This is a genomic window from Nocardia sp. NPDC059691, assembly GCF_042733915.1.
GTDB lineage: Bacteria > Actinomycetota > Actinomycetes > Mycobacteriales > Mycobacteriaceae > Nocardia > Nocardia sichangensis.
The window spans coordinates 78,776-100,953 of the sequence record NZ_JBHWFB010000022.1; the positions used below are offsets into that span (position 1 = coordinate 78,776).

A 22,178-nucleotide genomic window follows, 5' to 3' on the forward strand; every position below is an offset into this window, starting at 1 on the left:
AATGCTGTGTCATCCGATAGCCGCCCGCCCAATCCTGACACCAAGACGCAGAGCGCGAGCGAGAGCGAGAACCCGGCGATCCCGTCGCCCACCGCGAAGACGGACCACCGCCCCCGCAGCAACAAGGACTGGTGGCCGGAGCAGATCGATGTCTCGGTGCTGCACGCCCATACGTCCAAGTCCAACCCGCTCGGAGAGGACTTCAACTACCCAGAAGAATTCAAGAAGCTCGACGTCGACGCCCTCAAGGCCGACGTCGCGGCGGTCCTGACCAATTCGCAGGACTGGTGGCCCGCCGACTACGGCCACTACGGCGGCCTGTTCATCCGGATGAGCTGGCACGCCGCGGGCACCTACCGCATCTCCGACGGCCGCGGCGGCGGCGGTCAGGGCGCGCAGCGTTTCGCGCCGCTGAACAGCTGGCCGGACAACGCCAACCTGGACAAGGCGCGCCGGCTGCTGTGGCCGGTCAAGCAGAAGTACGGCAGCAAGATCTCGTGGGCCGACCTGCTGGTGTTCGCGGGCAATGTGGCCCTCGAGTCGATGGGGTTCAAGACCTTCGGCTTCGGCTTCGGCCGTCCGGACATCTGGGAGGCGGAGGAGGTCTTCTGGGGTCCGGAGGACACCTGGCTCGGCGACGAGCGCTACAGCGGTGACCGCGAGCTGGCCAACCCGCTCGGCGCCGTCCAGATGGGCCTGATCTATGTGAATCCCGAAGGGCCCAACGGTCAGCCGGATCCCGTGGCCGCCGCGCGCGACATCCGCGAGACGTTCGGCCGCATGGCGATGAACGACGAGGAGACCGCCGCGCTGATCGTCGGCGGCCACAGCTTCGGCAAGACCCACGGTGCGGGCGATGCAAGCCTGGTCGGCGCCGAACCGGAAGGCGCTCCCATCGAACAGCAGGGCCTGGGCTGGAAGAGCGCCTACGGCACCGGCAAGGGCAAGGACGCCATCACCAGCGGCCTGGAGGTCGTCTGGACCGCCACCCCGACCAAGTGGGGCAACGGCTTCCTGCAGAACCTGTACGGCTACGAATGGGAGCTGACCAAGAGCCCCGCCGGGGCCTGGCAGTGGAAGCCGAAGGACGGTGCGGGCGAGGGCGCGATCCCGGATCCGTTCGACGGACCCGCGCGTACGCCGACCATGCTGACCACGGACCTGTCGCTGCGCGAAGACCCGATCTACCGGGAGATCACCCGGCGCTGGCTCGATCACCCCGAGGAGCTGGCCGAGGCGTTCGCCAAGGCGTGGTACAAGCTCCTGCACCGCGACATGGGCCCGATCAGCCGCTACCTCGGCCCCTGGGTTCCCGAGCCGCAGCTGTGGCAGGATCCCGTTCCCGCTGTCGATCACGAGTTGATCGATGAGCAGGACATCGCGGAGCTGAAGAGCAAGGTGCTCGAGTCCGGCCTGTCGGTCGCGCAGCTGGTCAAGACCGCCTGGGCCTCGGCAGCCAGCTACCGCAGCACCGACAAGCGCGGTGGCGCCAACGGTGCCCGGATCCGGCTCGAGCCGCAGAAGAACTGGGAAGTCAACGAGCCGGACGAGCTGGCGAAGGTGCTGCCGGTGCTGGAGCAGATCCAGCAGAACTTCAACGGTTCGGCCTCCGGCGGCAAGAAGGTCTCGCTCGCCGACCTGATCATCCTGGCCGGGTCCGCGGCGATCGAGAAGGCCGCCAAGGACGCGGGCCACGATGTCACGGTGCCGTTCGCACCCGGACGCACGGACGCCACCCAGGAGAACACCGACGTCGAGTCGTTCGCGGTGCTCGAACCGCGGGCCGACGGGTTCCGCAACTACACGCGGACCGGCGAGAAGGCTCCGCTGGAGCGCCTGCTGCTCGACCGGGCGTACATGCTGGACGTGACGGCTCCGGAGCTGACGGTGCTCATCGGTGGTCTGCGCGCTCTGGGCGCCAACTACGGCGGCACCGACCACGGTGTGTTCACCGACCGGCCGGGCGTGCTGACGAACGACTTCTTCGTCAACCTGCTCGACCAGAACACCGAGTGGAAGGCGTCGGAGTCGGCGGAGAACGTCTACGAAGGCTTCGACCGCGCCTCCGGTGCGGCGAAGTGGACGGCGACGGCCAACGACCTCATCTTCGGATCGCACTCCGTGCTGCGGGCGGTGGCCGAGGTGTACGCGCAGGACGACGCGAAGGCGAAGTTCGTCGACGACTTCGTCGCGGCGTGGGTCAAGGTGGTCGAAAACGACCGGTTCGATCTCGCCTGATCGATATTCGACGATTCAGGCCGGTCCTTCGTGACCGGCCTGGATCGTCTCGTCACCCGCCGTCCGATGCACCGTCGAGCACAACGGATTCCGTTCCGCGCACCCATGATTCGCGGTCCTATAGCGATTGCGCGACCTCGTCGTCCGGGCGGCGCCCGGTGGTCATGTACAGGGTGCGGCGGCCCACCTCGACGGCGTGGTCGCCGAAGCGTTCGTAATAGCGGCCGAGCAGAGTGACGTCGACCGCGGCCGCGGTGCCGTTGTCCCATCCTTCGGCCAGGATCGCCGCCAGCAGCGCGCGGTGTAGATCGTCCATGGTGTCGTCGCGAGCGTCGAGGTCCGCGGCGTCGCCGGGGTCGGCGGTGGTCAGCACACCGACCGCGGCGTCGGCGAGGTCGACGGCCGCCGCACCCATGTGGGTCATCAGATCTCGCACCGGTTCGGGGACCACGTCGGCGGGATGCCTGCGTCTGGCGGCGTCGGCGATGTGCTCGGTCAGCGCGCTCATCCGGGTGAGGTCATCGACCAATTGCAGCGCCGTCACCACCTGCCGCAGTTCTCCCGCGACGGGAGCTTCGAGGGCGAGAAGGGTGACCGCGGCGTGCTCGGCGTCCTCGCGCATCGCGGCGGTTTCGGCGCAGTAGTCGATGGTGCGTTCGGCCAGCTCCAGATCCGCGCCGAGAAGGGCGTCGGTGGCCATCGCGATGGCCTCCCGATTGCGCACGCACATCGCTCGCAAGTGGTCGGCGAGCTGCTCGAGGTGATCGTGGAAGCGGGTGCGCACCCCTCCATCATCGCGCGCATCCCGCCGGCGCGCTGCGGGTCCGCGATCGCGCACCGGTCGACTGCCGGAACCTGAGTTAACATCGTGGTTTGCCTGAGAAAGCTGTTCGTCGGCCGCGCCGCTGCCGGTCGGGCTGGAAGGGGCCGGTGTGGATCTGCCATCAGCGGGGCCGTTGACGGCGCGGACCGGTACCGCCGGGACGTGGTGGTCGTGTTGCGCCGCCGGGATGTCGATGCCGTGGCGCACGCTACAGCCGCGACGTCGCGACACGGAGTTGCTCGACACGCTCACCGACGCGGGATTGCCCCGGGCGCGAGCCAGGGTCCGGCTGACCGCGCTCATCCATGGTGTGCGGCCCGCTCCGGCCTACGGGGTGATCGAAGGAGCGTTGCGGCCGCCCTCGGTAGCGATCGCTATGACCAGTTTTCTGGTCGAACACCCACAGGCTCGTTTCGTGGTCGATCCGGCGATGTGCGCCGACGTACACGCCCGGGTCCTGCCGCAGCTGCGCCGCCCGTATCGCGATCTCGTCGCTCCACGTAAATCGCTTGTCGGCCTAGCTGATTCGCTCGCGATGTCCGCTGTCCCCGTGGACGCAGTCGACTTCGCTATCGCGACGCACATCCACTGGGACCACGTGGCCGGACTGCTCGACCTGCCGGCATCCCTCGCGTTGCGGGTGACCACGGCCGAATTGGGATGGGCGACGAACCCCGAGACGGCCCCCATGGGCGTCGCGGAGTCGCTCGGCTCACGACCGACGCCGTCCTTCGACCTCGACGGGCCCCCCGTACTCACCTTTTCCCGCAGCCACGACCTCTTCGGCGACGGCTCGGTGCTGGCGGTGGACCTCTCCGGGCACACCCCCGGCAGCATCGGGCTCGTTCTCGCGGTAGCGGACGGGGGCACCGTCCTGTTGGCGGGCGACGCCGTCTGGCGGCGGGAGCAGATCCGGCTGCTGCGCGAGAAACCCCCGCTGCCAGGGCTTCTCGTCGACCACGACCGATCCGCCGCGTTCGCGGCGATCCACCGCCTGCACCGCCTGCCCGCGGACGTCGAGGTCGTTCCCACCCACGACCACACCGCGGCGAAAAGATGGGCGCATCGATAACCGCGCGGCCGTCCGCCGCCCCGGCGGGCTCGATCGGCGCCGCGCCGGTCACCAGGCGGTGTACCTCGCTCATCTCCTGACGCGATCGACGAGGGCGGGCAGCTTCGAGGCGGTCGGCAGCGAGCCATGATCGAGGCTCATAGCCCGGACCAGGAAACTCCACCAGTATTCCTTCGCCCAATCGAGCAGCCAGCTCACGTCGGTTTCTGATCCGCGGTCTCCGAACCCGCCCGATCACACGCCGAGGACGGGGCCAAGGTCCCTCGGCAAGTGTAGGTTCGACTCTGTGCGCGGTCTTTCACGCCGTATAGCGTCCGTGGTACCCGCGTTCGGCGAGGCGCGGTGCGGAGGAGCCAGCCATGCGCGCACGAGTCGTCTACGAATCGATGTTCGGCAACACCGCGGCGGTCGCGGAAGCCATCGCGGAAGGGCTGCGCGAGCACGCCGACGTCGAAGTCGTGCCGGTGGCCGCGGCCGCCGAAGTGCCCGCTCCGAAGGTGCATCTGCTCGTGGTCGGCGGACCGACCCGCACCTTCCGGCTCAGCCGTCGGCGTACCCGCCGCGACGCCGCCAAGCGAACCGATGCGCCGATCGCCGACATCGGTGTCCGGGAGTGGCTCGAAGCGGCACTGCCCGTTCCGCGGGGCCACACTGCCATCGCGTTCGCCACCAAACCGGCCGGTCAGTCGTGGCTGTCCGGATCGACCGCACGCGGCATCGGAAAACGACTACGACGTTTGGGCTATTCCCTCGCCGACGACCCGATGGATTTCCTCCTCGAAGACTCGACCGGCCCGCTCGGGCCAGGAGAGCTGGAACGCGCCCGTGCCTGGGCCGCGCGCATCGCCCACACCGAACTGGACCGGATCTCGCACCCGGATTGCCGGCACCGGAACGACGCACGAGATCAACGACTCGACCAATGGGCAGCTCCGGCTGACGACCGCGGGCGAGCGGTGCCGCCGCACCGGCGGAAGAGCCGGTGATCATCACTCGCTCACCGAGTTCATCGGCAGCCGGACCGTCGCTCCCGCCTCGAGCCGCGCGGTCTGGTCCCGGCAGGTGACCTCGATCGGCGGCGACGCGCCGGGATCCGAGCCGATCTCGACGCCATCGCCGCTGACGCGCACGGTCAGCCGATGGCCGCGATAGATCATCGGAAACGACAAGGCGCCCAAGGACTCCGGCCAATACGGGCAGAACACCAGGCGGTCGCGGCGCAGTTCCATACCGGTGAAACACCGTTGCAGCAGATCGACGCTGCCCGCCATCGCGGCGAGATGAATCCCCTCCGCGGTGGTTCCGCCCTGGATATCGGCGACGTCGGAGCCGAGCACCAGATCGAAGAACTCCACGACGCGCTCCCGGTTGGCCCGCGCCAGCACCCACGAGTGCACCAGCGCGCTGAGCGTCGAGCCGTGCGACGTGCGCGACAGGTAGTAGTCGATGGTCCGCGGAATCATCTCGGCGGGCAGTTCGTATCCGAGATGTCCCAGCAGTTCCCGGAGTTCGTCGGCCGACAGTAGATAGAACAGCATCAGGACATCGGCTTGTTTGGCGGCCCGATAGCGGTTGACGTCGTCGCCCTCGGCCTCGAGTAGCCGGTCCAGCCGCTGGATGTTGCCGTATCGACGACGGTAGTGATCCCAATCGAGTTCGGCCAGTCGCTCGTATCCCTCGAACTGGCTGATGACTCCGTCGTGGAACGGGACGTACATTCGCCGAGCGACAACGGACCAGTGCTCCGATTCCGACGGTCGCACCGACAGCTTCTCCAGCAGCTCCGATCGTTCGCGCGGTGCCAGCAGAGCGAGCGCGTCGATCGCCCGCAGGATCACCCAGGCCGCCATCACATTGGTGTAGGCGTTGTTGTCGATACCGGCCTCCGGCGCGTCCGGATAGCCGGAATGGAACTCGTCCGGGCCGATCACGCCACGGATGGTGTAGCGGTCGCGCTCGGCGTCGTAGCGCGCCAGGCTCGACCAGAAACGAGCGATCTCCACCAGCAATTCCGCGCCGCATCCGACGAGGAACTCCAGGTCGCCGGCGGCCTGGTAGTACTGCCAGACGTTGTAGGCGATCGCGATCCCGATGTGGTGCGCACGGCGGCTGGGATCCGGATTCCAGCGTCTCGACAGCGGATTCAGGTGCATCCGCTGGCTTTCTTCACGGCCGTCACTGCCGGACTGCCACGGGAACATCGCCCCGGCGAGTCCCGCTTCCGCGGCCGCTCGCCTGGCCTCGGGCAGCCGGCGATAGCGGTACCGCAGCAGAGAACGGGTCAGCTCGGGAAACCGCGGATTCAGCACGGGAAAGACGAACAGCTCGTCCCAGAACACATGACCGCGATAGGCCTCACCGTGCAGGCCGCGCGCGGGCACGCCCACATCCATGTTCGTGGTGTTCGGTGACAAGGTCTGCATCAGGTGCAACAGGTGCAGGCGCACGATGCGCGTCGCGTCCTGGGCACCGTCCAGGTCGATCCGCAGCCGCGCCCACAGATGCTCCCACGCCACCGCGTGTCCCTCGAACAGATCCGCGTAGCTGTCGACCGCGTCGATCCAGCGCGCGGCTTCCTCGTCGGGTCCCGCCGTGGCCGGGTCACGTCCGGTGAACACGGCGACGATCTTCTCCACGGTCACCGCGTCCCCGCTGGTGACCGGAACCGAGAAATCGTGCCCGATCAGGCCGTCCTCGTGGATCGCTTCGCATGCCGGGTCGATGGGCTCCCCGCCGCGTCGCAGACCGCTGCGCGTCGCGACGGCCACCGGCGTTCTCGAGGCGCAGGTCCGCGCGGAGAGCAGCACCGATCTCGCGGACAGGTGGACGGCGTGTTCGGTCACCAGGTGGGTGTCGGACAGGTCCCAATACCGCTGCACCAACTGATTGCGCACGGATCCATCGATCGCCGAGCGGATGGTCAGTTCGCCCGACCAGTTCTCGGCGGTGATCGTCGTCGTCATCGCGCCCGAGTGCGGACGATGCATGGCGGCGAACCGGCGTTGCGTCACCGCGGTGATCCGACCCGACGGATCGCGAAAACGGAACCGCCGCACGAGTTCGGCGCGGCGCAGATCCAGCTGCTGCCGGTAATCCAGCAAATCCGCGGTATCGATGTCGAACCAGGGGCCGCGTTCGATCCGGAAGGTCAGCGGGAGCCAATTCGGCAGATTGACCAGACTTTCGTTGTCGACCACGTGGCCGGTGATCGTGTCGGAGAGCCGGTTGTACACCCCGCCCACATAAGTACCCGGGTAGTGGACCGCTCCCGCCCCGCATTCCGGCGCCACACCGCGGGTGGCGAAATAACCGTTGCCGACCGTGCACAGTGACTCCCGGAGCTTCTCTCGGGCCGGGTCGTATCCATCGAAGTCGAGTGTCCACGACTCCGGCGCGGCCGCGACGGTATCGGGTCGCAGGCTGCGGGCCAGCCGATCGAGGAAGTCGCGGACCCGATGCGGCCCGTCGATCGCGTACCTGGCGGCGGTGTGCCTGTCGCCGGTCTCCCCGTGGCGCACCACGATGGCGAGCCCATCCGCTTCGACGGCATCGAACGCGTCCTCGTCGGTCAGATCGTCGCCGAGATAGACCGGCAGCACCGGGACGGTGAGATGGTCGAGAATCCACCGCACCGCGGCGCCCTTGTCCCAGTCCACATCCGGACGCAGCTCGGCGACACGCCTGCCGTGGGTGACGCGCAAACCCGCCGTGTGCCCTGCCTCGTGCACCGCGGCGACCACTCCCCCGACGTGTTCCGCCGTGACGTTGCGGTAGTGAACGGCGACCGCGAACCGCTTGTGCTCCACCAGGATTCCGGGGACATCCCGCAGGCGACGCCGAAGTACACCGGCCGCCGCGGCGAGCGCCTCCTCGGCGCCGGGTGCGGCGTCGTGCACGTGCCCGGTGCCGTCCGGGGCCACCAGATCGAAGCCGTGACTGCCCGCGTACCAGATTCCGCCGACGCCGACGCGGGCACGTAAATCGGCGAGATCGCGTCCGCTGACGACCGCGACGGGGCATTCCGCTGCCAGCTTCCGCAATGCGGCCGCCACGCCCGCGACGGGTTCGGCGGCATTCGGATCGGCGACGATATCCGCGACGGTGCCGTCGAAGTCGAGCAGCACCGCGACTTTCTCGGTGCTCAGACGGTCGGCTATCCGAGGCCAGCCCTCCTCGACGTCCGGCAGCTCCGACATCCGCCGGAAGCCCCCGCGCAACCGCACCCGAGCGAGGTCATCGACGACGACGTCGGCTCCCCGCGCCAGCAGCCCATCCGCGTTCGCCCGCCGATCGACACCGATGACCAGCGCGAAGCCCCCATTGCGACCGGCGGCGACGCCCGCCTCGGCATCCTCGACCACAACCGTCCGGTCCGGTCCGGCCCCGAGTCGGCGCGCGGCCTCGAGCAACATCGCCGGATCGGGCTTCCCCGCCAGGCCCAATTCCTCGGCATCGTTCCCGTCCACCCGCACCGTGAACAGGTCCGCGACACCGGCGGCCGTGAGCACCTGCGCGCAATGCCGGCTGGCGGAGAAGATGCCCGTGCCGATGCCCGCGGCCGTCAGACGACGAACGAGGTCGACGGTCGACGGGAACACCCGGACACCGTCACGTGCGACGCGCTCGCGGAACAGACGATCCTTGCGGTTTCCGAGCCCACATACGGTTTCGGCCGTCTCCGGATCGGCGGCGGTACCCCAGGGCAACGCGATACCTCGCGCCGCGAGGAAGTCCGCCACGCCTCGATAGCGTGGCTTGCCGTCGACGAAGCGGAGGTAGTCGGTTTCGGTGAACGGCGACCGGTCCTGTCCGGCACCGGCGGGACGCCGGGTGAGGAAGTCGTCGAACAATTCCGTCCACGCCGCGGCGTGCATCGACGCGCTGTCGGTCACCACCCCGTCCATGTCGAAGATCACCGCGTCGTGGCGGCGCGAATCGATCCGCGGCGTCGCCCGCACACCGTTGCCCACGACTTCAAGCCTGACCGAGCCGCCGGTGTCCCGTCCAGGGACGAAAGTCCGCAACAACGGCCTGACGTGGGGGCCACCAGCGACTAGATCCGGGACCAACGACTGTTTTCCCATCGGCATGGGGGACCTACCGTCGGCCATATGAACGAGCTACCCACCGGAGAAACCATCGAGAAGGCCGTCCTCCTCGCCGGCCGGGCGCCGTCGCTGCACAACAGCCAGCCCTGGCACTGGACGTTCGACGGCCAAGCGCTGCGGCTGTTCGCGGTACCCGAACGCCGCCTCCCGGCGACCGACACCACCGGTCGTCAGATGCTGATCAGCTGCGGTGTCGCGCTGGGCCATCTCCGCGCGGCCATGTCCGCTGCCGGTTGGCGCACCCTCGTCGCCCATTTCCCCAACCCGAATCGTCGCAATCATCTCGCCACCATGACGTTCCACCGGGCGCATTTCGTGACCGACGCCGACCGCGCCCGCGCCGACGCCATCCTGCGCAGGCACACCGACCGGCTGCCGTTCGCGGCACCGCCCGGATGGCCCGATTTCGAAACCGTGCTGCGCAGCACGTTCGATCCCGCCGACGCCACGCTGAACGTCCTGCACGACGACAGCCGCCCCACGTTGGCCCGCGCCTCGGAGATGACCGCGTCGCTGCGCCGCTACGACCCGGATTACCACGCCGAATTGCAATGGTGGACGGGGCACGTCGTCGCCGACGCCGGTGTCCCCAAGGAGTCGCTGATCTCCGAGCAGGAACGGCAGCGGGTGAGCGTGGGCCGCAAGTTCCCCACCGTCTCCGGTGACCGGCGCGGTGAGGTCGCCGACGACCATTCGGTGATCCTGGTCCTCTCCACTGACAGCGACACCCCCGACGACGTGGTGCACTGCGGTGAGGTGCTGTCCACGGTGCTGCTGGAGTGCACCCTCGCGGGGTACGCGACCTGTCCGCTGACCCACCTGACCGAAGTCCCGCAGAGCCGCGCGCTGGTCCGCACGCTGACCGGCGGTTTCGGCTTGCCGCAGGTGCTGGTCCGGGTCGGCTCGGCACCCGAATCCGCGCAGGACGCTCCACTGACGCCGCGCCGTCCACTCTCGGAGATCCTCGAGATGTCCGGTCCACAGGGCGAGGTGGACTGAGGCCACATCGATATCGGGACCTTCGCCCCCGCTCTACGGGCAGCAGTACCCTCCCCTCGCACCCGCCCCCCGAGCAGGCTGTGTGCTATGTCACTCCGTCGTATATCTCCACGTCCATCCGACGGAACTCCGGACCCGGACTCGGTGCCGCTGGCGGTTCCCGCGGTGGTGCTCGCTTCGATCATGCTGATCGGGATGCTCGTTGCGCTCGTCCTGTTGCTGCCCGATTGGGCGCGCGACTACGGCGCGGACCTGGTGTATCTGGCGGTGCTGATCTATGCCGGTCTCGCGCTGCGGCTGTTGTGGTGGGGCGTGACGATCCTGCGTGCCGGGGTGGCGGACACCGAGGAGTAGAACGCCGCGTGGAAGGTCACGGCGGCCTCGCGCCGGATCGGCGGGCGACGGTGACCAAGGACCCTGCGTCGCGGGCGGAACGCCCGTATCCGCCCCGGACGATCCCGCGAAGACTCGAACCATGACCGCGAACGACGAAGCACCCGCCATATCGGTACCCGATCATCGGGTGATGCTGGCTGCGTTGCGGCTGGCCACCCGGGCGCCGTCGGTGCACAACACCCAGCCGTGGCGGTGGGTGTTCGACGGAACCCGCCTGCACCTCTACACCGACGCCGACCGGCTGCTGCCCTCGACCGACCCGCACGGCCGCCAGCTGGTGATCAGCTGCGGAGCCGTCCTGCATCACGCGCGAACCGCCTTCGCCGACCAAGGCTGGCACACCGACACGGTGCGCGTGCCGGATCGGCAGCGACCCGACCATCTCGCCGTGATCGAATTCCGGCCGTGGACCGACCCGCCCGAGGGGATCCACACCCGAGCACGCGTCATCGACCGGCGCCGCACCGACCGGCTGCCGATGCTCGAACCGCAGGGCTTCGCAGGCCTGCTGCCCCGGCTGCGGATGCTCACCTCCCCGCACGAGGTGGAACTCGACGTCTTGGACGACAGCGCCCGGCCTCGGCTCGCCGCCGCTTCGGAACAGATCGGTGCGCTGCGCCGCCAGGACTTGCTGTATCAGACCGAATTGGAATGGTGGGCCGGGCATTCGGAGACGCTCGAAGGCGTGCCGGCCTCCGCGCTGGTGTCCGACGCGGAATTCGCCCGGGTCGGTGTCGGGCGCGCGTTCCCCCCGGCGCCGCGTTCGATGCGACGGGCCCGGCTCGACGATCGCGCGCGGCTGGTTCTGCTCGGCACCGACGGGGATTCGGTGACACGCTGGTTGCGCACCGGCGAGGCGCTGTCGGCCGTGCTGCTGGAATGCACCGCCGCGGGTCTGGCGACCTGCGCGCTCACCCATGTCACCGAACTGCCGACGACCCGGGGACTGCTCGCCGGCCTGGTTCCCCGTCCGGCGACGCCTCAGGTGCTGCTCCGTGTCGGCACCGCGCCCGACGACGCCGACATGGTCCCGCCGACTCCCCGGCGCCCGGTCACCGACGTCTTCACCGTCACCGGTTCCCGCTGAGCCCACCGACACCCGAAGGGCGGCCCGCGCCCACAGCACGACGAATCGAGGAGGACGCGGTGGAATACCGGATCGCCCTGGTCGAGTCCGCACCGGAAACGGTGCTGCGGATGGCACGCAGGCTTCGTCCCGACCCAGGTTTGCTCGGCGAGGACATCGCGGAGGGAATGCGGGAAGTGACCCGCGTCGTGCAGCAGGCCGGTTTGGTAGCCAGCGGCGCGCCGACGATCACCTTCCGCGACGACACACTCGAAGGCGAAGCGGCCGCGGTGGAATTCGGCGTCGCGGTGGAGCCCGCACCCAACCTCGGGCCCAGCTCCGGCGCGCAAGTGGTCGTCCTGCCGGGAACTCTCGTCGCTCGCACCTGCCACCGCGGCAGCTACCGCGACCTCGCCGCCGCGTATCAGGCGCTCCAGGAATGGCTGCGCGACAGCGGCTACCGGCCGATCGGTCCCCCCACCGAGGCCTACCTCATCGGCCCGGACGAGGTCACCGACGCCCGGCGTCTGCTCACCGAGATCCGGTTGCCGGTTGCTCCCGCCGCCACCGTGGCGGTGCACCTCGACGCCCCCTTCGAGGAGGCGGTGCGCAGAACCAGGGATGCCTTGCGCGGTGCGGAACTGGCGGTGATCGCCGAAGTCGACCTACAGGCCACGCTGCGCGAGACGATCGGCGAACAGATCGAGAACTATCTGCTGCTGGGCGTCTGCGACCCCCAGCTGACCTACCGGGCGCTGTCGGCCGACCGCCACGCCGGGGCGATGTTCTCGTGCGGTCTCGTGGTGCGCTCGACCGACACCGGCACACAGGTCGAGGTCGCCGATCCGGAACTGCTGGTCTGCGTCACCGCGCAGCCGGGGCTGCGGTCCGTCGCGGGCGAGCTGCGGCGGCGGCTCGCCGCCGCGTTGGCGATCCTCCGCGACTCGTCGCCCGCGCGGACGTGATCACGTCGCGTCCACGGCGATCCGGCATCCGGGGTGACCATGGTCCCGTCAGTGCGGGTAGGAGTCCTCTCACCGGTCCCGGCTCGGACGAGCAGTCTCGTGGATATCGCACCTCGACCACGATTCACCCGTGAAAGGCACACGTCATGAGCTACCACCGCGACCCCCTCGCACCCGCGGTGCACACCGCGCACGAGTGGCTGCGCACTCTGACCGACGAACTCGCCACCGAAGACCGGGCATTCGCGCACCGCGCACTGCGCGCCTGGCTGCACACGGTGCGTGACCGCATCGGTGTCAACGCGGCCGCGCACCTGAGCGCCCAGCTGCCCGAACTGCTGCGCGGGATCTTCTACGAGGGCTGGGTGCCCGCACACGTTCCTTTCCCGCACGACGTGCCCTCCTTCCTCGATCAGTTCGCATTGGAAGCAGGCGTCTCCCGAGACGAGGCCTACGCTCTCGCGGGTGCGGTGACCGACGCGCTGGCCGATCTGTTCTCGCCCGGCCAGCTCGATCACGTGTTCGCGCTGTTGCCCGAAGATCTGCGGGCCGTCCTGCGCGGAGCCGACCTCGCGGGCACCTTGCAGCAGGACGCCACTCCGGTCACGCGACCGGAATCGTCTCGTCTCGACGAGTTGGACGGCCGGCTACGCGCACTCACCGACGCGGTGGCGGTGCTCGCCCGCAGCCTGGAAAGTCTTTCCGGCGGCGAACCGCCCGACAGCGCGCAGGTCTCCGCCGCGCAGCAAGCCCACCGGATCCTGATCGCCGAAGGCCTCACCCGCTCGGAGGCGCCGACCTGATCGCTGCCGGGCAGCTCCGCGACCGGCCCTACCGAATACTTCCCAGCGGGGTGCGTCGCACCGCGGGAGTCCCGTCGCCACGCAGGAAGGGACTTTGGCCCGTACCGAGCGGCCTGCCCGATGCGTAGTGTCGACCCCACCCCCGCTCCCGGATTGGACACTCGATGATCACGGTGTTTCTGGTCGACGACCATGAGATCGTCCGCCGCGGCCTCGCCGACCTGCTTTCCGACGACCCGGAACTCACCGTGATCGGCGAAGCAGGCGACGTCGCCCAGGCCCTAGCCCGCATTCCCGCACTCCGGCCGGACGTCGCCGTTCTCGACGTGCGCCTGCCCGATGGCAACGGGATCGAGCTCTGCCGTGACCTGCTGTCCAAGCTCGACGATCTGCGCTGCTTGATCCTGACCTCGTTCACCGACGAACAGGCGATGCTGGACGCGATCCTGGCCGGAGCCAGCGGCTACGTCGTCAAGGACATCAAGGGCATGGAGCTGGCCAAAGCCATCAAGGAAGTCGGCGCGGGGCGCTCCCTGCTCGACAATCGCGCCGCCGCCGCCTTGATGCAACGACTACGCGCCAACACCCACCACGACGGCCCCCTGGCCGGACTCACCGATCAGGAACGCAAACTGCTCGACCTCCTCGGTGAAGGACTGACCAACCGCCAGATCGCTCAGCGCATGTTCCTCGCCGAGAAGACGGTGAAGAACTACGTATCCCGCCTGCTCGCCAAACTCGGCCTGGAACGGCGCACCCAGGCCGCGGTCTACGCCTCCAAACTCCGGTCCCGGCCGTCCGGCTCCACCATCGACTCCTGACCGGTGGCGTGTCCATATCCACTCGGCGGTGGCGTTCATTTCCGGAACCGGGTGAAATATTCTTGAGCCATGGCGAGAAGCCGCGCTGACGGCGTTTCAGGGACGCATACGACTGATTACGCGTCGGCCGACCCCTACTCCGTGCGGGACACGCTTTCCCAACTGCGGCTGCGCGAACTGCTCGGCGAGGTAAAGGATCGCATCGAGCAGATCATCGATGCCCGTGACCGCATGGACGGCTTGGTCGAGGCCATGCTCACCGTCACCTCCGGCCTCGACCTCAATCGCACCTTGCGCACCATCGTGCACACCGCCATCTCGCTGGTCGATGCCCGCTACGGCGCGCTCGGCGTCCGCGGCCACGACCAGCAACTCACCCAATTCATCTACGAGGGCATCGACGAACCGACCCGCGAGTTGATCGGCGACCTCCCCCAAGGCCACGGCGTGCTCGGACTACTGTTCAGCCAGCCCAAACCGATCCGGCTCGACAACCTGGCCGACCACCCCTCCTCGGTAGGATTCCCCGCCCATCACCCGCCGATGCGCACCTTCCTCGGCGTGCCCGTCCGCATCCGCGACGAAGTATTCGGCAACCTCTATCTCACGGAGAAAGCAGGCGGCCAACCCTTCACCGAAGACGACGAAGTCATCGTGCGAGCCCTGGCCGCCGCGGCCGGAATCGCCATCGACAACGCCCACCTCTACGAATCCGCCCGCACCCGCCAAGCCTGGATCGAAGCCACCCGCGACATCACCACCGAATTCCTCGCAGGCACCGCCCCCGGCCAGGTCCTCACCCATCTCGTCGAAGCCACGCACCGGCTCACCGGCTCCGAACGGACCTATCTCGCGGTCGTCCCGGACTCCGAGGGGCCACCCGAAGAGATCACCGAACTTCTGATCACACATACCGCCGGCGCCACGCACGACCAGCGGCTGATCAAGCTGCCGTTGGGAGACACCACCATCGGTCAGGCCTTCCGACAGCGTTCTCCCCAGCGGGTGGACGACGCTCGCCGCGCGGATCTCGGCAAGATCTTCCCCGACGCCGGGCCCGCACTCGTGCTGCCCATGCAGACCTCCGATTCCACGGTGGGCGTGCTGGTCGCGCTGCGGGCGGTGGAATCGGCCCCCTACAACAACGAGATCCTCGAACTGACCTCCGCCTTCACCGACCAGGCCGCGCTGGCGATGCAACTGGCCGACGCGCAACGGCGCATGCGGGAACTGGACATCCTTTCCGATCGCGACCGCATCGCCCGCGACCTGCACGACCACGTCATCCAGCGGCTGTTCGCCGTCGGACTGAGCCTGCAGGGCACCGTCCCCCGAACCCGCGTGCCCGAAGTGCGCGAGCGGATCACCGAGGCCATCAACGACCTGCAAGACGTCGTCCAAGAAATCCGCACCTCGATCTTCGACCTGCACGGCGGCGACAGCGGGCGGGTGCGCCAACGCATCGAGGAAGCCATCCGCCAGCAGACCGCGCCCAGCGGCATCCGCACCTCCGTGCGTATCAGCGGGCCACTCTCGGTCATCGATCCCGAACTGGCCGATCACGCCGAAGCCGTTGTGCGCGAAGCGGTCAGCAACGCCGTACGGCACTCCGGAGCCGACACCGTCTCGGTCGAGATCACCGTGGCCGACGACCTGATCATCGTCGTCGAGGACGACGGCTGCGGGGTGCCCACCGACGTCGCCCCGAGCGGTCTGACGAATCTGGCCCGGCGCGCCGAGGAATCGGCCGGGACCTTCACGATCACGGCCGGTACCGAACCGGACGGGCGTACCGCGGGCACGCGATTGTGCTGGCAGGTGCCGCTGCGCTGACCGCCGGAGCCATGTGATCGGCGACCCGGAGCCGACGAGCGAGGAGGGTTATGGCCGAGGAGCCGATCGAATGGGGCGGGGCGCTGTGGGCCGCCGCCGACCTGGTGACGCCGATGGCCATCCGCGTGGCCGCGACGCTGCGGCTGGCCGACCACGTCGCCGCGGGCAGGCGGACGAGCGAGGCGCTGGCCGCCGCGGTGGACGCGGACCGGGACGCGCTGGGGCGTCTGCTGGACCACCTGGTGACCGCCGGTGTGCTGTCTCGTGGAAGTACCGGCGGCTATGGGCTGACGTCGTTGGGTGAGCGCCTGCGGGACGATCATCCGGAAGGGGTGCGGCGCTGGATCGATCTGGAGGGCGCCGTCGGGCGCGCCGATCTGTGCTTCGTCCAACTGTTGCACACCGTTCGCACCGGTGAGCCCGCCTTTCCACGTCAGTTCGGCCGGACGTTCTGGGAAGATCTGTCCGCCGATCCCGCGCTGGGAGCGTCGTTCGACGCTCTGATGGGCTCCCGGTTGGCGGCGGATGCCCCGGCGGTGGCCGACGCCTACTCATGGGGCGCGCTCGGTCACCTCGTCGATGTGGGTGGAGGCGACGCCAGCTTGCTCGTCGCCCTTCTTCGCGCCCATGGCGACCTGCGCGGGACGGTGCTCGACTTGGCCGGCCCGGTCGCTCGTGCACAGCAGGCCATTCGCTCGGCAGGCCTCGACCACCGGGCCGATGCGCAGGTCGGCAGCTTTTTCGATCCCCTTCCCGCCGGAGCGGGCGGCTATCTGCTCTCGGGTGTCCTGCACGACTGGGACGACGAGGCCGCCGTAAGCATCTTGCGACGCTGCGCCGACGCGGTTCCGGAGCACGGGAAGGTCCTCGTGCTCGACCACATCGGCGATGCCGACGGTGGCGCACCCGATACCGAAGGCGACCTGCGGATGCTGTGCTACGTCCGCGGCCGGGAACGCCCCCTCGGCAGGCTGCGTGAGATCGCCGAGTCGGCCGGTCTACGGGTCGGCTCGGTCATTCCGGCCGGTTCCCGCTCGATCATCGAGTTACACCTCGCCGATCCGCGTCCATCCAGCTGCCCGGCGGTCGCGCCTGGGTAGGCGGTCCCCAGGCTTCGCGAATTCGGGCATCTTCCGGGTGAGCGCGTCCGTCGCGCCGATGAGTGTGCGCGCAGGGATACGAGCCAACTCGTCGACGGTGGCCCGCGCCCAGTTCCGCGGCGATCGTCGCGGACACCGCGGCGGCGAGCCTTCCAAAAGACGTTGCGCGAAATGCTTGTCGCGGTGGGAGATTCGGATGTGCCTCAGGACTCGAAGAGCAGGTAGAGACCGGTGAAGGTGAAACCGACCATGGTCAGCATCAAAGCCAGTTGACCCGTCACCCGATGGGCCCGCGGCAGCAGTCGCAGGCAGCGGTCGTGCGCGGCGGCGACGCCGAGAATATGGCCGATCACCACGGCCAGAACCTTGATCGTCCCCAGCACCGCGGGATGGGTGGACAAGAGGTAGGCGACGTCGCGGTCGGCCAGTCCGGCCAGGTTCCATCCTCGTCCGAACGGATCCGCGAACAAGAGCACCGTCGCCTGGCCCTTCTCGACCAAGAAGGTGAGGTAGTGGGCGACGAGATAACCCGCGACGATCGGGGACAAACTGTACGCGAGGCGAGCCGGGAGCAGTTTCCGCTCGGCTTCGGACAGGCCTCCGGTCGCCCTCGCGGCGGTACAGAACAGGCCGCCGACGACCACGATGAAACCCAGCAGCCCCACCGTCTTCAGCACGGTCGGCAGGAACTCGTATCCGCCGCCACCGGCGTCGGCCAGCAGACCACGCCAGGAAGGGAAGGTGCTGAAGCTGTCGAACGCCGTCGAGCCGAGCAGGGTGGCGGCCACGGCCACCGCGGCCAGCCGGAGCGGAGTTCCCGCCAGATTGTTCAACGGCGATCGCAGCACGAGTTCACCGCTGTCGCGACGCCCCAACGGGCTCAGCCTGCCCAGCAGACTGCTGTACACCTCCAGCGGGTCGGCACGCTCGGCCCAGACGGTGCCGCACATGATCAGTCCGGCCGTGTTCACGACGAGATACGCCACGAGCCAGGTGGTCACGGCGGCCACCGAACCCGGTTCCGGGTAGGCCAGTTCCATCCAAACGAAGGAGAACAGACCCAGCACCGCGGGCCACTGCCCCCAAGAACCGGGATAACGCATCAATCCCTGGGCGGGTGGACGGCGCCGCATCAGGCACAGCGCGCGGTGCACGGCGCGCACCGGCGACAAGACCTTCCACACGGGTCCGGCCACCAGTGAGGCGACCATGACACCGACCCAGAGGTAGATGTAGACGACACCGGGCACGGGATTGCGCGCCGGATCGGAACTTCCGAAGACACCGATCGCGACGACCACGAGAGTGACGGCCACGCTCGCTCCCGAAATCACGACCCGGACCGCCCTGGAGTCCACGATCGCACCGACCACCGAGGGAAGCGTGATCCCCGGTGATCGCGGGTCCAGCCGCGGTTCGCGCCAGGCGAGCACCAGCACCGCGAACGAGAACGTCAAGGCCCAGGCCGCTCCGACAAGCGCGTACGACAGTGGGATCGGCAGATCCGTGGCGCCGCCGATGCCGTGAGCGAGAACCGTCATCCGCGAACGAGCAATGTCGCCACCGTTCGCCGCGCGTGGTGCAGTTCGATCTCCACCCGCCCTGGCACATCCACGGTGAAGCGGAACCGCTGTCCAGCCCCCGGGGTGATCGCGAACGTGTGCTGCGGCGTGCCGTGTACGTGCAGTTCGTCGTCGGCGTCGCTGTCGACCACCACCTCGATCGGTCGTCCCACCCGGGTCTCGAGGCGGACATCGGCCGGGCTCACCGACCCCGCCGCGATCCGGACCGCGACGACGAGACTCTCCGAGTCTCCAGCCGTCCCGCTCGCCGACGAGGCGGTGTCGGGATCGGAGGAGGCACAGCCGCTCACGACCAGACCGCTCAGCAGCACGAGCGCCCCCCACCGCCACACAGATGCCATCACCGCTCCTTCTCCGCGTCCGCGCCGTGCTCGGACGGCGAGCCAGATGTGCGATCACGCGCCTCGGCGCGGCGGTCTCGCACGGCGACGAACACGACGACGGCGACCACGACCAGGGCGGGCAGGAAGGCCGGTATCGCGAGCAGCAGCGAGTGATGGGCCAACACGTCCACGCTGTCGGCGCCACCGGTCATCGCGAGACCGCCGGTTCCGCCACGGCCGTCCGGCTCGTGTGCGGATACCGGTCGTTGATCCGCGCCGCGCCCCAGGACAGCGCGCCGACGAGGACGAGGCTGCACACCAGGACGACCAGCGATGCCGCGCCGAACAACCAGGACGGATAATCGAACGAGCGCTCCCGCTGCAGCACCGTGATCTCGGCGATGAACGGGCGGTCGAACGACGCGAGCGCGGGAACCTCGTCGACGCCGATGCCGGGGTCGGCGGCCATGAAGATCGGCGCAGCGGTCAGGACGCGCCCGTCCTGCAGCCGCAGAACTGTTTTCCACGACCCATGAGCCGGGACGGGTTCGGTGGAGACGTAGTGCCCCGGACCCACTCGTTGCAGGTGATCGACGACCAGGCCGCGGCCGGGACTGTCACTGCCGATGCCACCTTGCCAGGACAGGATCTGCATCCATTCGGGGTCGGAGCCGACCAGATCGGCGGGGGTGACGCGGACGTCCGCCAGCACCATCCTGCCGCCTGGACCTGATTCGACGTCACGCAGCGCGACCGTGGCGGTGGCCTGCTCCGGCACGTCGATGAGCAGCCCGTTGGCGGTGGCAGCCGCCACGATCACGACCGCGGCGACCATCAATCCGCGCCGCACCGGTGGGCGTGGCAGCGGTTCGCCGCGCAGCGTCATCGCCAGCAGTGCGCCGACGACACCACCCGCGATACCGGTGGGCACGGCCATCGCCAGCAGTTCCGGCCACATGGCGGCAGGCCACGGATTGACGTACACCGCCCGAACCCAGAGGGATTCGAGCCACAGGCCGACTGTGGCGATCCCGAGTCCGCACAGCGCGCCCCACCAGATCGGCCGCCGGATGAGCGGTAGCAGCGCGAGCAGTTCCACCACCACCGCGCAGCCGAGATACAGCGGGAAGACATTGCGCGGGGCATCCATGATCGGTCCGCCCACCAGCACGGCCACCACGGTGCGGACCAGGGCGGCGAAGCCCACCACCACCAGTGTGCTGAACGGCCCCAGGCTCGCACGGGCGGCGACGAGGGACACCGCGGCCGCGGCGGCGATGAGCATCGGCTGCAGGACGAGCCGGAATTGCTGCACCCCGAAGTCGAATTCCACCTGGAATACCGACAGTCCGATGAGCAAACCACCGAAAGCGAAGGACCGCAGCAGCCACATCAGCCTGCCGTCGGCGCGGTCGGGCTCCGGTTTGCTGTGCCTGCCCTCGAATTCGAGCAGCAACACACCGACCAGTGACAACCCGGCGCCGCCGATGAGCATCAGATGCGTCGGCCCCCACAGCGTGACATCCTGCCCGAAGATCCGATGCCAGATGTCGTCGAGGGGGAAGCCGATCAAGGCGTAGAGACCGGCGCCCGCGATGAGGATGCCTCCGACGGGCGCGTACCAGGTGCGGGTGATCCGCACCGCCGCGGCACCGGGCTTCTCGTCCAAGGGCAGCACGATCGCCGACATCCCGGCGGTGAACAGGAAGAACAATCCCGCCAGGATGAAGTAGTGCGCCGGATTCGCCAGTGGCCCGTTGTCCCGGCCGTTGCCGACGTGCAGGCTGACATCCCAGATGAAGCCCAGCAGCGCGGTGAGGATCGTCGCGAGGAACATCGCCAGCGGAAGGGCGACCCAACCGGGACGGTTGAACAGCCGCCCGAGACGGTCGGCGACGCGTTGCAACCAGGTGATCCGGCGGGTTCGGTGGAGATACCCGATCCACAGCAGAACGACCGCGACCAGTCCGGCGGCGCCGGTCATGATCGCCACCTGGTCCAGCGCCGCTCCCCCGCCCTCGGTGCCGGGAGCGGCCAGCCATTCGATCCGTGCATGCGCGGCGTCGCGCATGGTGACCTCCATCACACGAGCGAATATATGTTACTAACGGTATCATGAAAGCGGCGGACATCGGCCGTAAATCGCGCCGCCGTTTCGGGTCAGCCGACGATCGGCAGGGCGCGCTCTTCGTCCAGCCTGGTCAGCGCCCCTTGCATGATTCCGGTGACGTGCCGGTAGGCAGCGTCCAGATCCAGTTCGGGCCCCAGCACGTCGCGAAGATCGATCGGGTCGAGGAACTCGACGGTGATCTTGCTGGGCAACGGCAGATGCCCAGCGAGATCACCGAGGTCGAGTCCCCACGGCAGCGCGATCGAGATCGGGAACACCTTCAGCCGCAGCATCCGATCCAGCCGCAGCAGGCGCGCGATCCGATCACCGCGGGTGAGCACCAACTGACTCTGCTGCGCACCGATGTTCACCACCGGCACGATCGGAACCCGCTCGTTCCAGGCCAGGCGGAGAAAACCGGTGCGACCGGCGAAGTCGATCCGGTCCTCCTCCCACGTCGGACGGTGCACCTCCCAGTCACCGCCGGGGTAGACCAGCACCGCCGCGCCGTCGCGCAGCACTCGCTCGGCATTACCCGCGTCGGCGTTGACCGTTCCGAAGCGGCGCAGCAACGAGCCGATCACCGGGTAGGCCATCACCATGTCGTGGGCGAGCTGGAAGAAGGGCCGCTGCGGTCCGAAACGCCGGACGAAGGCCAGCGTGGTCACCAAGACTTCCGGCGATACGTTCCCGCCGGAATGGTTGCTTACCAGCAAGACCGGCCCCTCTTCCGGAACCCGCTCCAAGCCGCGCACCTCCGCCCGGAAGTAGAGGCGCACGAGAAGCCAGCCCAGATCCACGGTGTCGGCGATGAACTCCGGGTCGCGATCGGCGGGGTCGGCGGTGGGCACTCGCGCCTTCACCTGCCGGGCGACCCAATCCGTCGCCCGGTCGACCGTCCCGCCGGCCAATCGGAAGACCTTCATGACCAACGGCTT

19 protein-coding genes are annotated in these 22,178 nt (G+C 68.7%); 11 read left to right on the top strand and 8 right to left on the bottom strand.

Translation table 11 applies throughout. The annotated features are described in order from the left end of the window. The first annotated feature begins 6 nt into the window (after positions 1–6). Positions 7–2,238, top strand: a complete 2,232-nt coding sequence (gene katG, locus ACFV2O_RS34740) for a catalase/peroxidase HPI (protein ID WP_379255926.1) — start codon at positions 7–9, stop codon at positions 2,236–2,238. Between the two features lie 118 nt (positions 2,239–2,356). On the opposite strand, the gene phoU is transcribed toward katG, so the two are convergent. After that, on the bottom strand, positions 2,357–3,022 hold the full coding sequence (gene phoU / locus ACFV2O_RS34745; protein WP_379255928.1) for a phosphate signaling complex protein PhoU: 666 nt from the start codon (positions 3,020–3,022) through the stop codon (positions 2,357–2,359). A gap of 148 nt (positions 3,023–3,170) precedes the next feature. Between phoU and ACFV2O_RS34750 the strand changes: the two genes are divergently transcribed. Further along, on the top strand, positions 3,171–4,133 hold the full coding sequence (locus ACFV2O_RS34750; protein WP_379255929.1) for an MBL fold metallo-hydrolase: 963 nt from the start codon (positions 3,171–3,173) through the stop codon (positions 4,131–4,133). 69 nt (positions 4,134–4,202) lie between these two features. Here ACFV2O_RS34750 and ACFV2O_RS34755 read toward each other — a convergent pair whose 3' ends face one another. Then, a complete protein-coding gene (locus ACFV2O_RS34755) occupies positions 4,203–4,331 on the bottom strand; it encodes a hypothetical protein (protein WP_379255931.1) in 129 nt (42 codons plus the stop codon). A gap of 161 nt (positions 4,332–4,492) precedes the next feature. On the opposite strand from ACFV2O_RS34755, the gene ACFV2O_RS34760 reads away from it, so the two are divergent. Beyond that, a complete protein-coding gene (locus ACFV2O_RS34760) occupies positions 4,493–5,119 on the top strand; it encodes a hypothetical protein (RefSeq protein ID WP_379255932.1) in 627 nt (208 codons plus the stop codon). Positions 5,120–5,122: 3 nt separating this feature from the next. Here ACFV2O_RS34760 and otsB read toward each other — a convergent pair whose 3' ends face one another. Continuing rightward, the gene (gene otsB, locus ACFV2O_RS34765) at positions 5,123–9,103 is read right to left on the bottom strand and encodes a trehalose-phosphatase (RefSeq protein WP_379255933.1); all 3,981 of its coding nucleotides are present in this window, start codon (positions 9,101–9,103) and stop codon (positions 5,123–5,125) included. 141 nt (positions 9,104–9,244) lie between these two features. On the opposite strand from otsB, the gene ACFV2O_RS34770 reads away from it, so the two are divergent. From ACFV2O_RS34770 to ACFV2O_RS34805, 8 genes are all read left to right on the top strand, one after another. Beyond that, entirely contained in the window at positions 9,245–10,240 is a 996-nt protein-coding gene (locus ACFV2O_RS34770) for an Acg family FMN-binding oxidoreductase (RefSeq protein ID WP_355079404.1), read from the top strand. Positions 10,241–10,327: 87 nt separating this feature from the next. Beyond that, entirely contained in the window at positions 10,328–10,594 is a 267-nt protein-coding gene (locus ACFV2O_RS34775; protein WP_379255935.1) for a hypothetical protein, read from the top strand. A gap of 121 nt (positions 10,595–10,715) precedes the next feature. Then, on the top strand, positions 10,716–11,723 hold the full coding sequence (locus ACFV2O_RS34780; protein WP_379255937.1) for an Acg family FMN-binding oxidoreductase: 1,008 nt from the start codon (positions 10,716–10,718) through the stop codon (positions 11,721–11,723). A gap of 59 nt (positions 11,724–11,782) precedes the next feature. Further along, positions 11,783–12,667 carry a DUF302 domain-containing protein gene (locus ACFV2O_RS34785; RefSeq protein ID WP_379255939.1) on the top strand — a complete coding sequence of 295 codons (885 nt, stop codon included), beginning with the start codon at positions 11,783–11,785 and terminating at the stop codon, positions 12,665–12,667. A gap of 146 nt (positions 12,668–12,813) precedes the next feature. Continuing rightward, on the top strand, positions 12,814–13,470 hold the full coding sequence (locus ACFV2O_RS34790) for a DUF2267 domain-containing protein (protein ID WP_364435374.1): 657 nt from the start codon (positions 12,814–12,816) through the stop codon (positions 13,468–13,470). 164 nt (positions 13,471–13,634) lie between these two features. Next, entirely contained in the window at positions 13,635–14,291 is a 657-nt protein-coding gene (locus tag ACFV2O_RS34795; protein WP_355079413.1) for a response regulator transcription factor, read from the top strand. A gap of 69 nt (positions 14,292–14,360) precedes the next feature. Beyond that, a complete protein-coding gene (locus ACFV2O_RS34800; RefSeq protein WP_364435370.1) occupies positions 14,361–16,124 on the top strand; it encodes a GAF domain-containing sensor histidine kinase in 1,764 nt (587 codons plus the stop codon). A 50-nt stretch (positions 16,125–16,174) separates the two neighbouring features. Beyond that, positions 16,175–17,224 carry a methyltransferase gene (locus tag ACFV2O_RS34805; RefSeq protein WP_379255942.1) on the top strand — a complete coding sequence of 350 codons (1,050 nt, stop codon included), beginning with the start codon at positions 16,175–16,177 and terminating at the stop codon, positions 17,222–17,224. A 203-nt stretch (positions 17,225–17,427) separates the two neighbouring features. Here the strand turns inward: ACFV2O_RS34805 and ACFV2O_RS34810 are convergent, their stop codons facing one another. From ACFV2O_RS34810 to ACFV2O_RS34830, 5 genes are all read right to left on the bottom strand, one after another. After that, entirely contained in the window at positions 17,428–18,765 is a 1,338-nt protein-coding gene (locus ACFV2O_RS34810) for a hypothetical protein (RefSeq protein WP_379255944.1), read from the bottom strand. Then, positions 18,762–19,148, bottom strand: a complete 387-nt coding sequence (locus ACFV2O_RS34815) for a hypothetical protein (protein ID WP_379255946.1) — start codon at positions 19,146–19,148, stop codon at positions 18,762–18,764. Before ACFV2O_RS34815 ends, ACFV2O_RS34810 begins: the two co-directional genes overlap by 4 nt. After that, on the bottom strand, positions 19,148–19,342 hold the full coding sequence (locus ACFV2O_RS34820; RefSeq protein WP_379255948.1) for a hypothetical protein: 195 nt from the start codon (positions 19,340–19,342) through the stop codon (positions 19,148–19,150). Before ACFV2O_RS34820 ends, ACFV2O_RS34815 begins: the two co-directional genes overlap by 1 nt. Beyond that, on the bottom strand, positions 19,339–21,213 hold the full coding sequence (locus tag ACFV2O_RS34825; RefSeq protein WP_379255956.1) for a hypothetical protein: 1,875 nt from the start codon (positions 21,211–21,213) through the stop codon (positions 19,339–19,341). Before ACFV2O_RS34825 ends, ACFV2O_RS34820 begins: the two co-directional genes overlap by 4 nt. A gap of 77 nt (positions 21,214–21,290) precedes the next feature. Next, positions 21,291–22,166 carry a 1-acyl-sn-glycerol-3-phosphate acyltransferase gene (locus tag ACFV2O_RS34830; RefSeq protein WP_379255950.1) on the bottom strand — a complete coding sequence of 292 codons (876 nt, stop codon included), beginning with the start codon at positions 22,164–22,166 and terminating at the stop codon, positions 21,291–21,293. Between the last annotated feature and the right edge of the window lie 12 nt (positions 22,167–22,178).

Bases quoted from the DNA above. Each gene is read 5' to 3' on its own strand.
- ACFV2O_RS34760 (WP_379255932.1), top strand. From the start codon at position 4,493: ATGCGCGCACGAGTCGTCTACGAATCGATGTTCGGCAACACCGCGGCG.
- ACFV2O_RS34770 (WP_355079404.1), top strand. From the start codon at position 9,245: ATGAACGAGCTACCCACCGGAGAAACCATCGAGAAGGCCGTCCTCCTC.
- ACFV2O_RS34775 (WP_379255935.1), top strand. From the start codon at position 10,328: ATGTCACTCCGTCGTATATCTCCACGTCCATCCGACGGAACTCCGGAC.
- ACFV2O_RS34780 (WP_379255937.1), top strand. From the start codon at position 10,716: ATGACCGCGAACGACGAAGCACCCGCCATATCGGTACCCGATCATCGG.
- ACFV2O_RS34790 (WP_364435374.1), top strand. From the start codon at position 12,814: ATGAGCTACCACCGCGACCCCCTCGCACCCGCGGTGCACACCGCGCAC.
- ACFV2O_RS34795 (WP_355079413.1), top strand. From the start codon at position 13,635: ATGATCACGGTGTTTCTGGTCGACGACCATGAGATCGTCCGCCGCGGC.
- ACFV2O_RS34800 (WP_364435370.1), top strand. From the start codon at position 14,361: ATGGCGAGAAGCCGCGCTGACGGCGTTTCAGGGACGCATACGACTGAT.
- ACFV2O_RS34805 (WP_379255942.1), top strand. From the start codon at position 16,175: ATGGCCGAGGAGCCGATCGAATGGGGCGGGGCGCTGTGGGCCGCCGCC.
- ACFV2O_RS34810 (WP_379255944.1), bottom strand. From the start codon at position 18,765: ATGACGGTTCTCGCTCACGGCATCGGCGGCGCCACGGATCTGCCGATC.
- ACFV2O_RS34815 (WP_379255946.1), bottom strand. From the start codon at position 19,148: ATGGCATCTGTGTGGCGGTGGGGGGCGCTCGTGCTGCTGAGCGGTCTG.
- ACFV2O_RS34820 (WP_379255948.1), bottom strand. From the start codon at position 19,342: ATGACCGGTGGCGCCGACAGCGTGGACGTGTTGGCCCATCACTCGCTG.
- ACFV2O_RS34825 (WP_379255956.1), bottom strand. From the start codon at position 21,213: ATGGAGGTCACCATGCGCGACGCCGCGCATGCACGGATCGAATGGCTG.
- ACFV2O_RS34830 (WP_379255950.1), bottom strand. From the start codon at position 22,166: ATGAAGGTCTTCCGATTGGCCGGCGGGACGGTCGACCGGGCGACGGAT.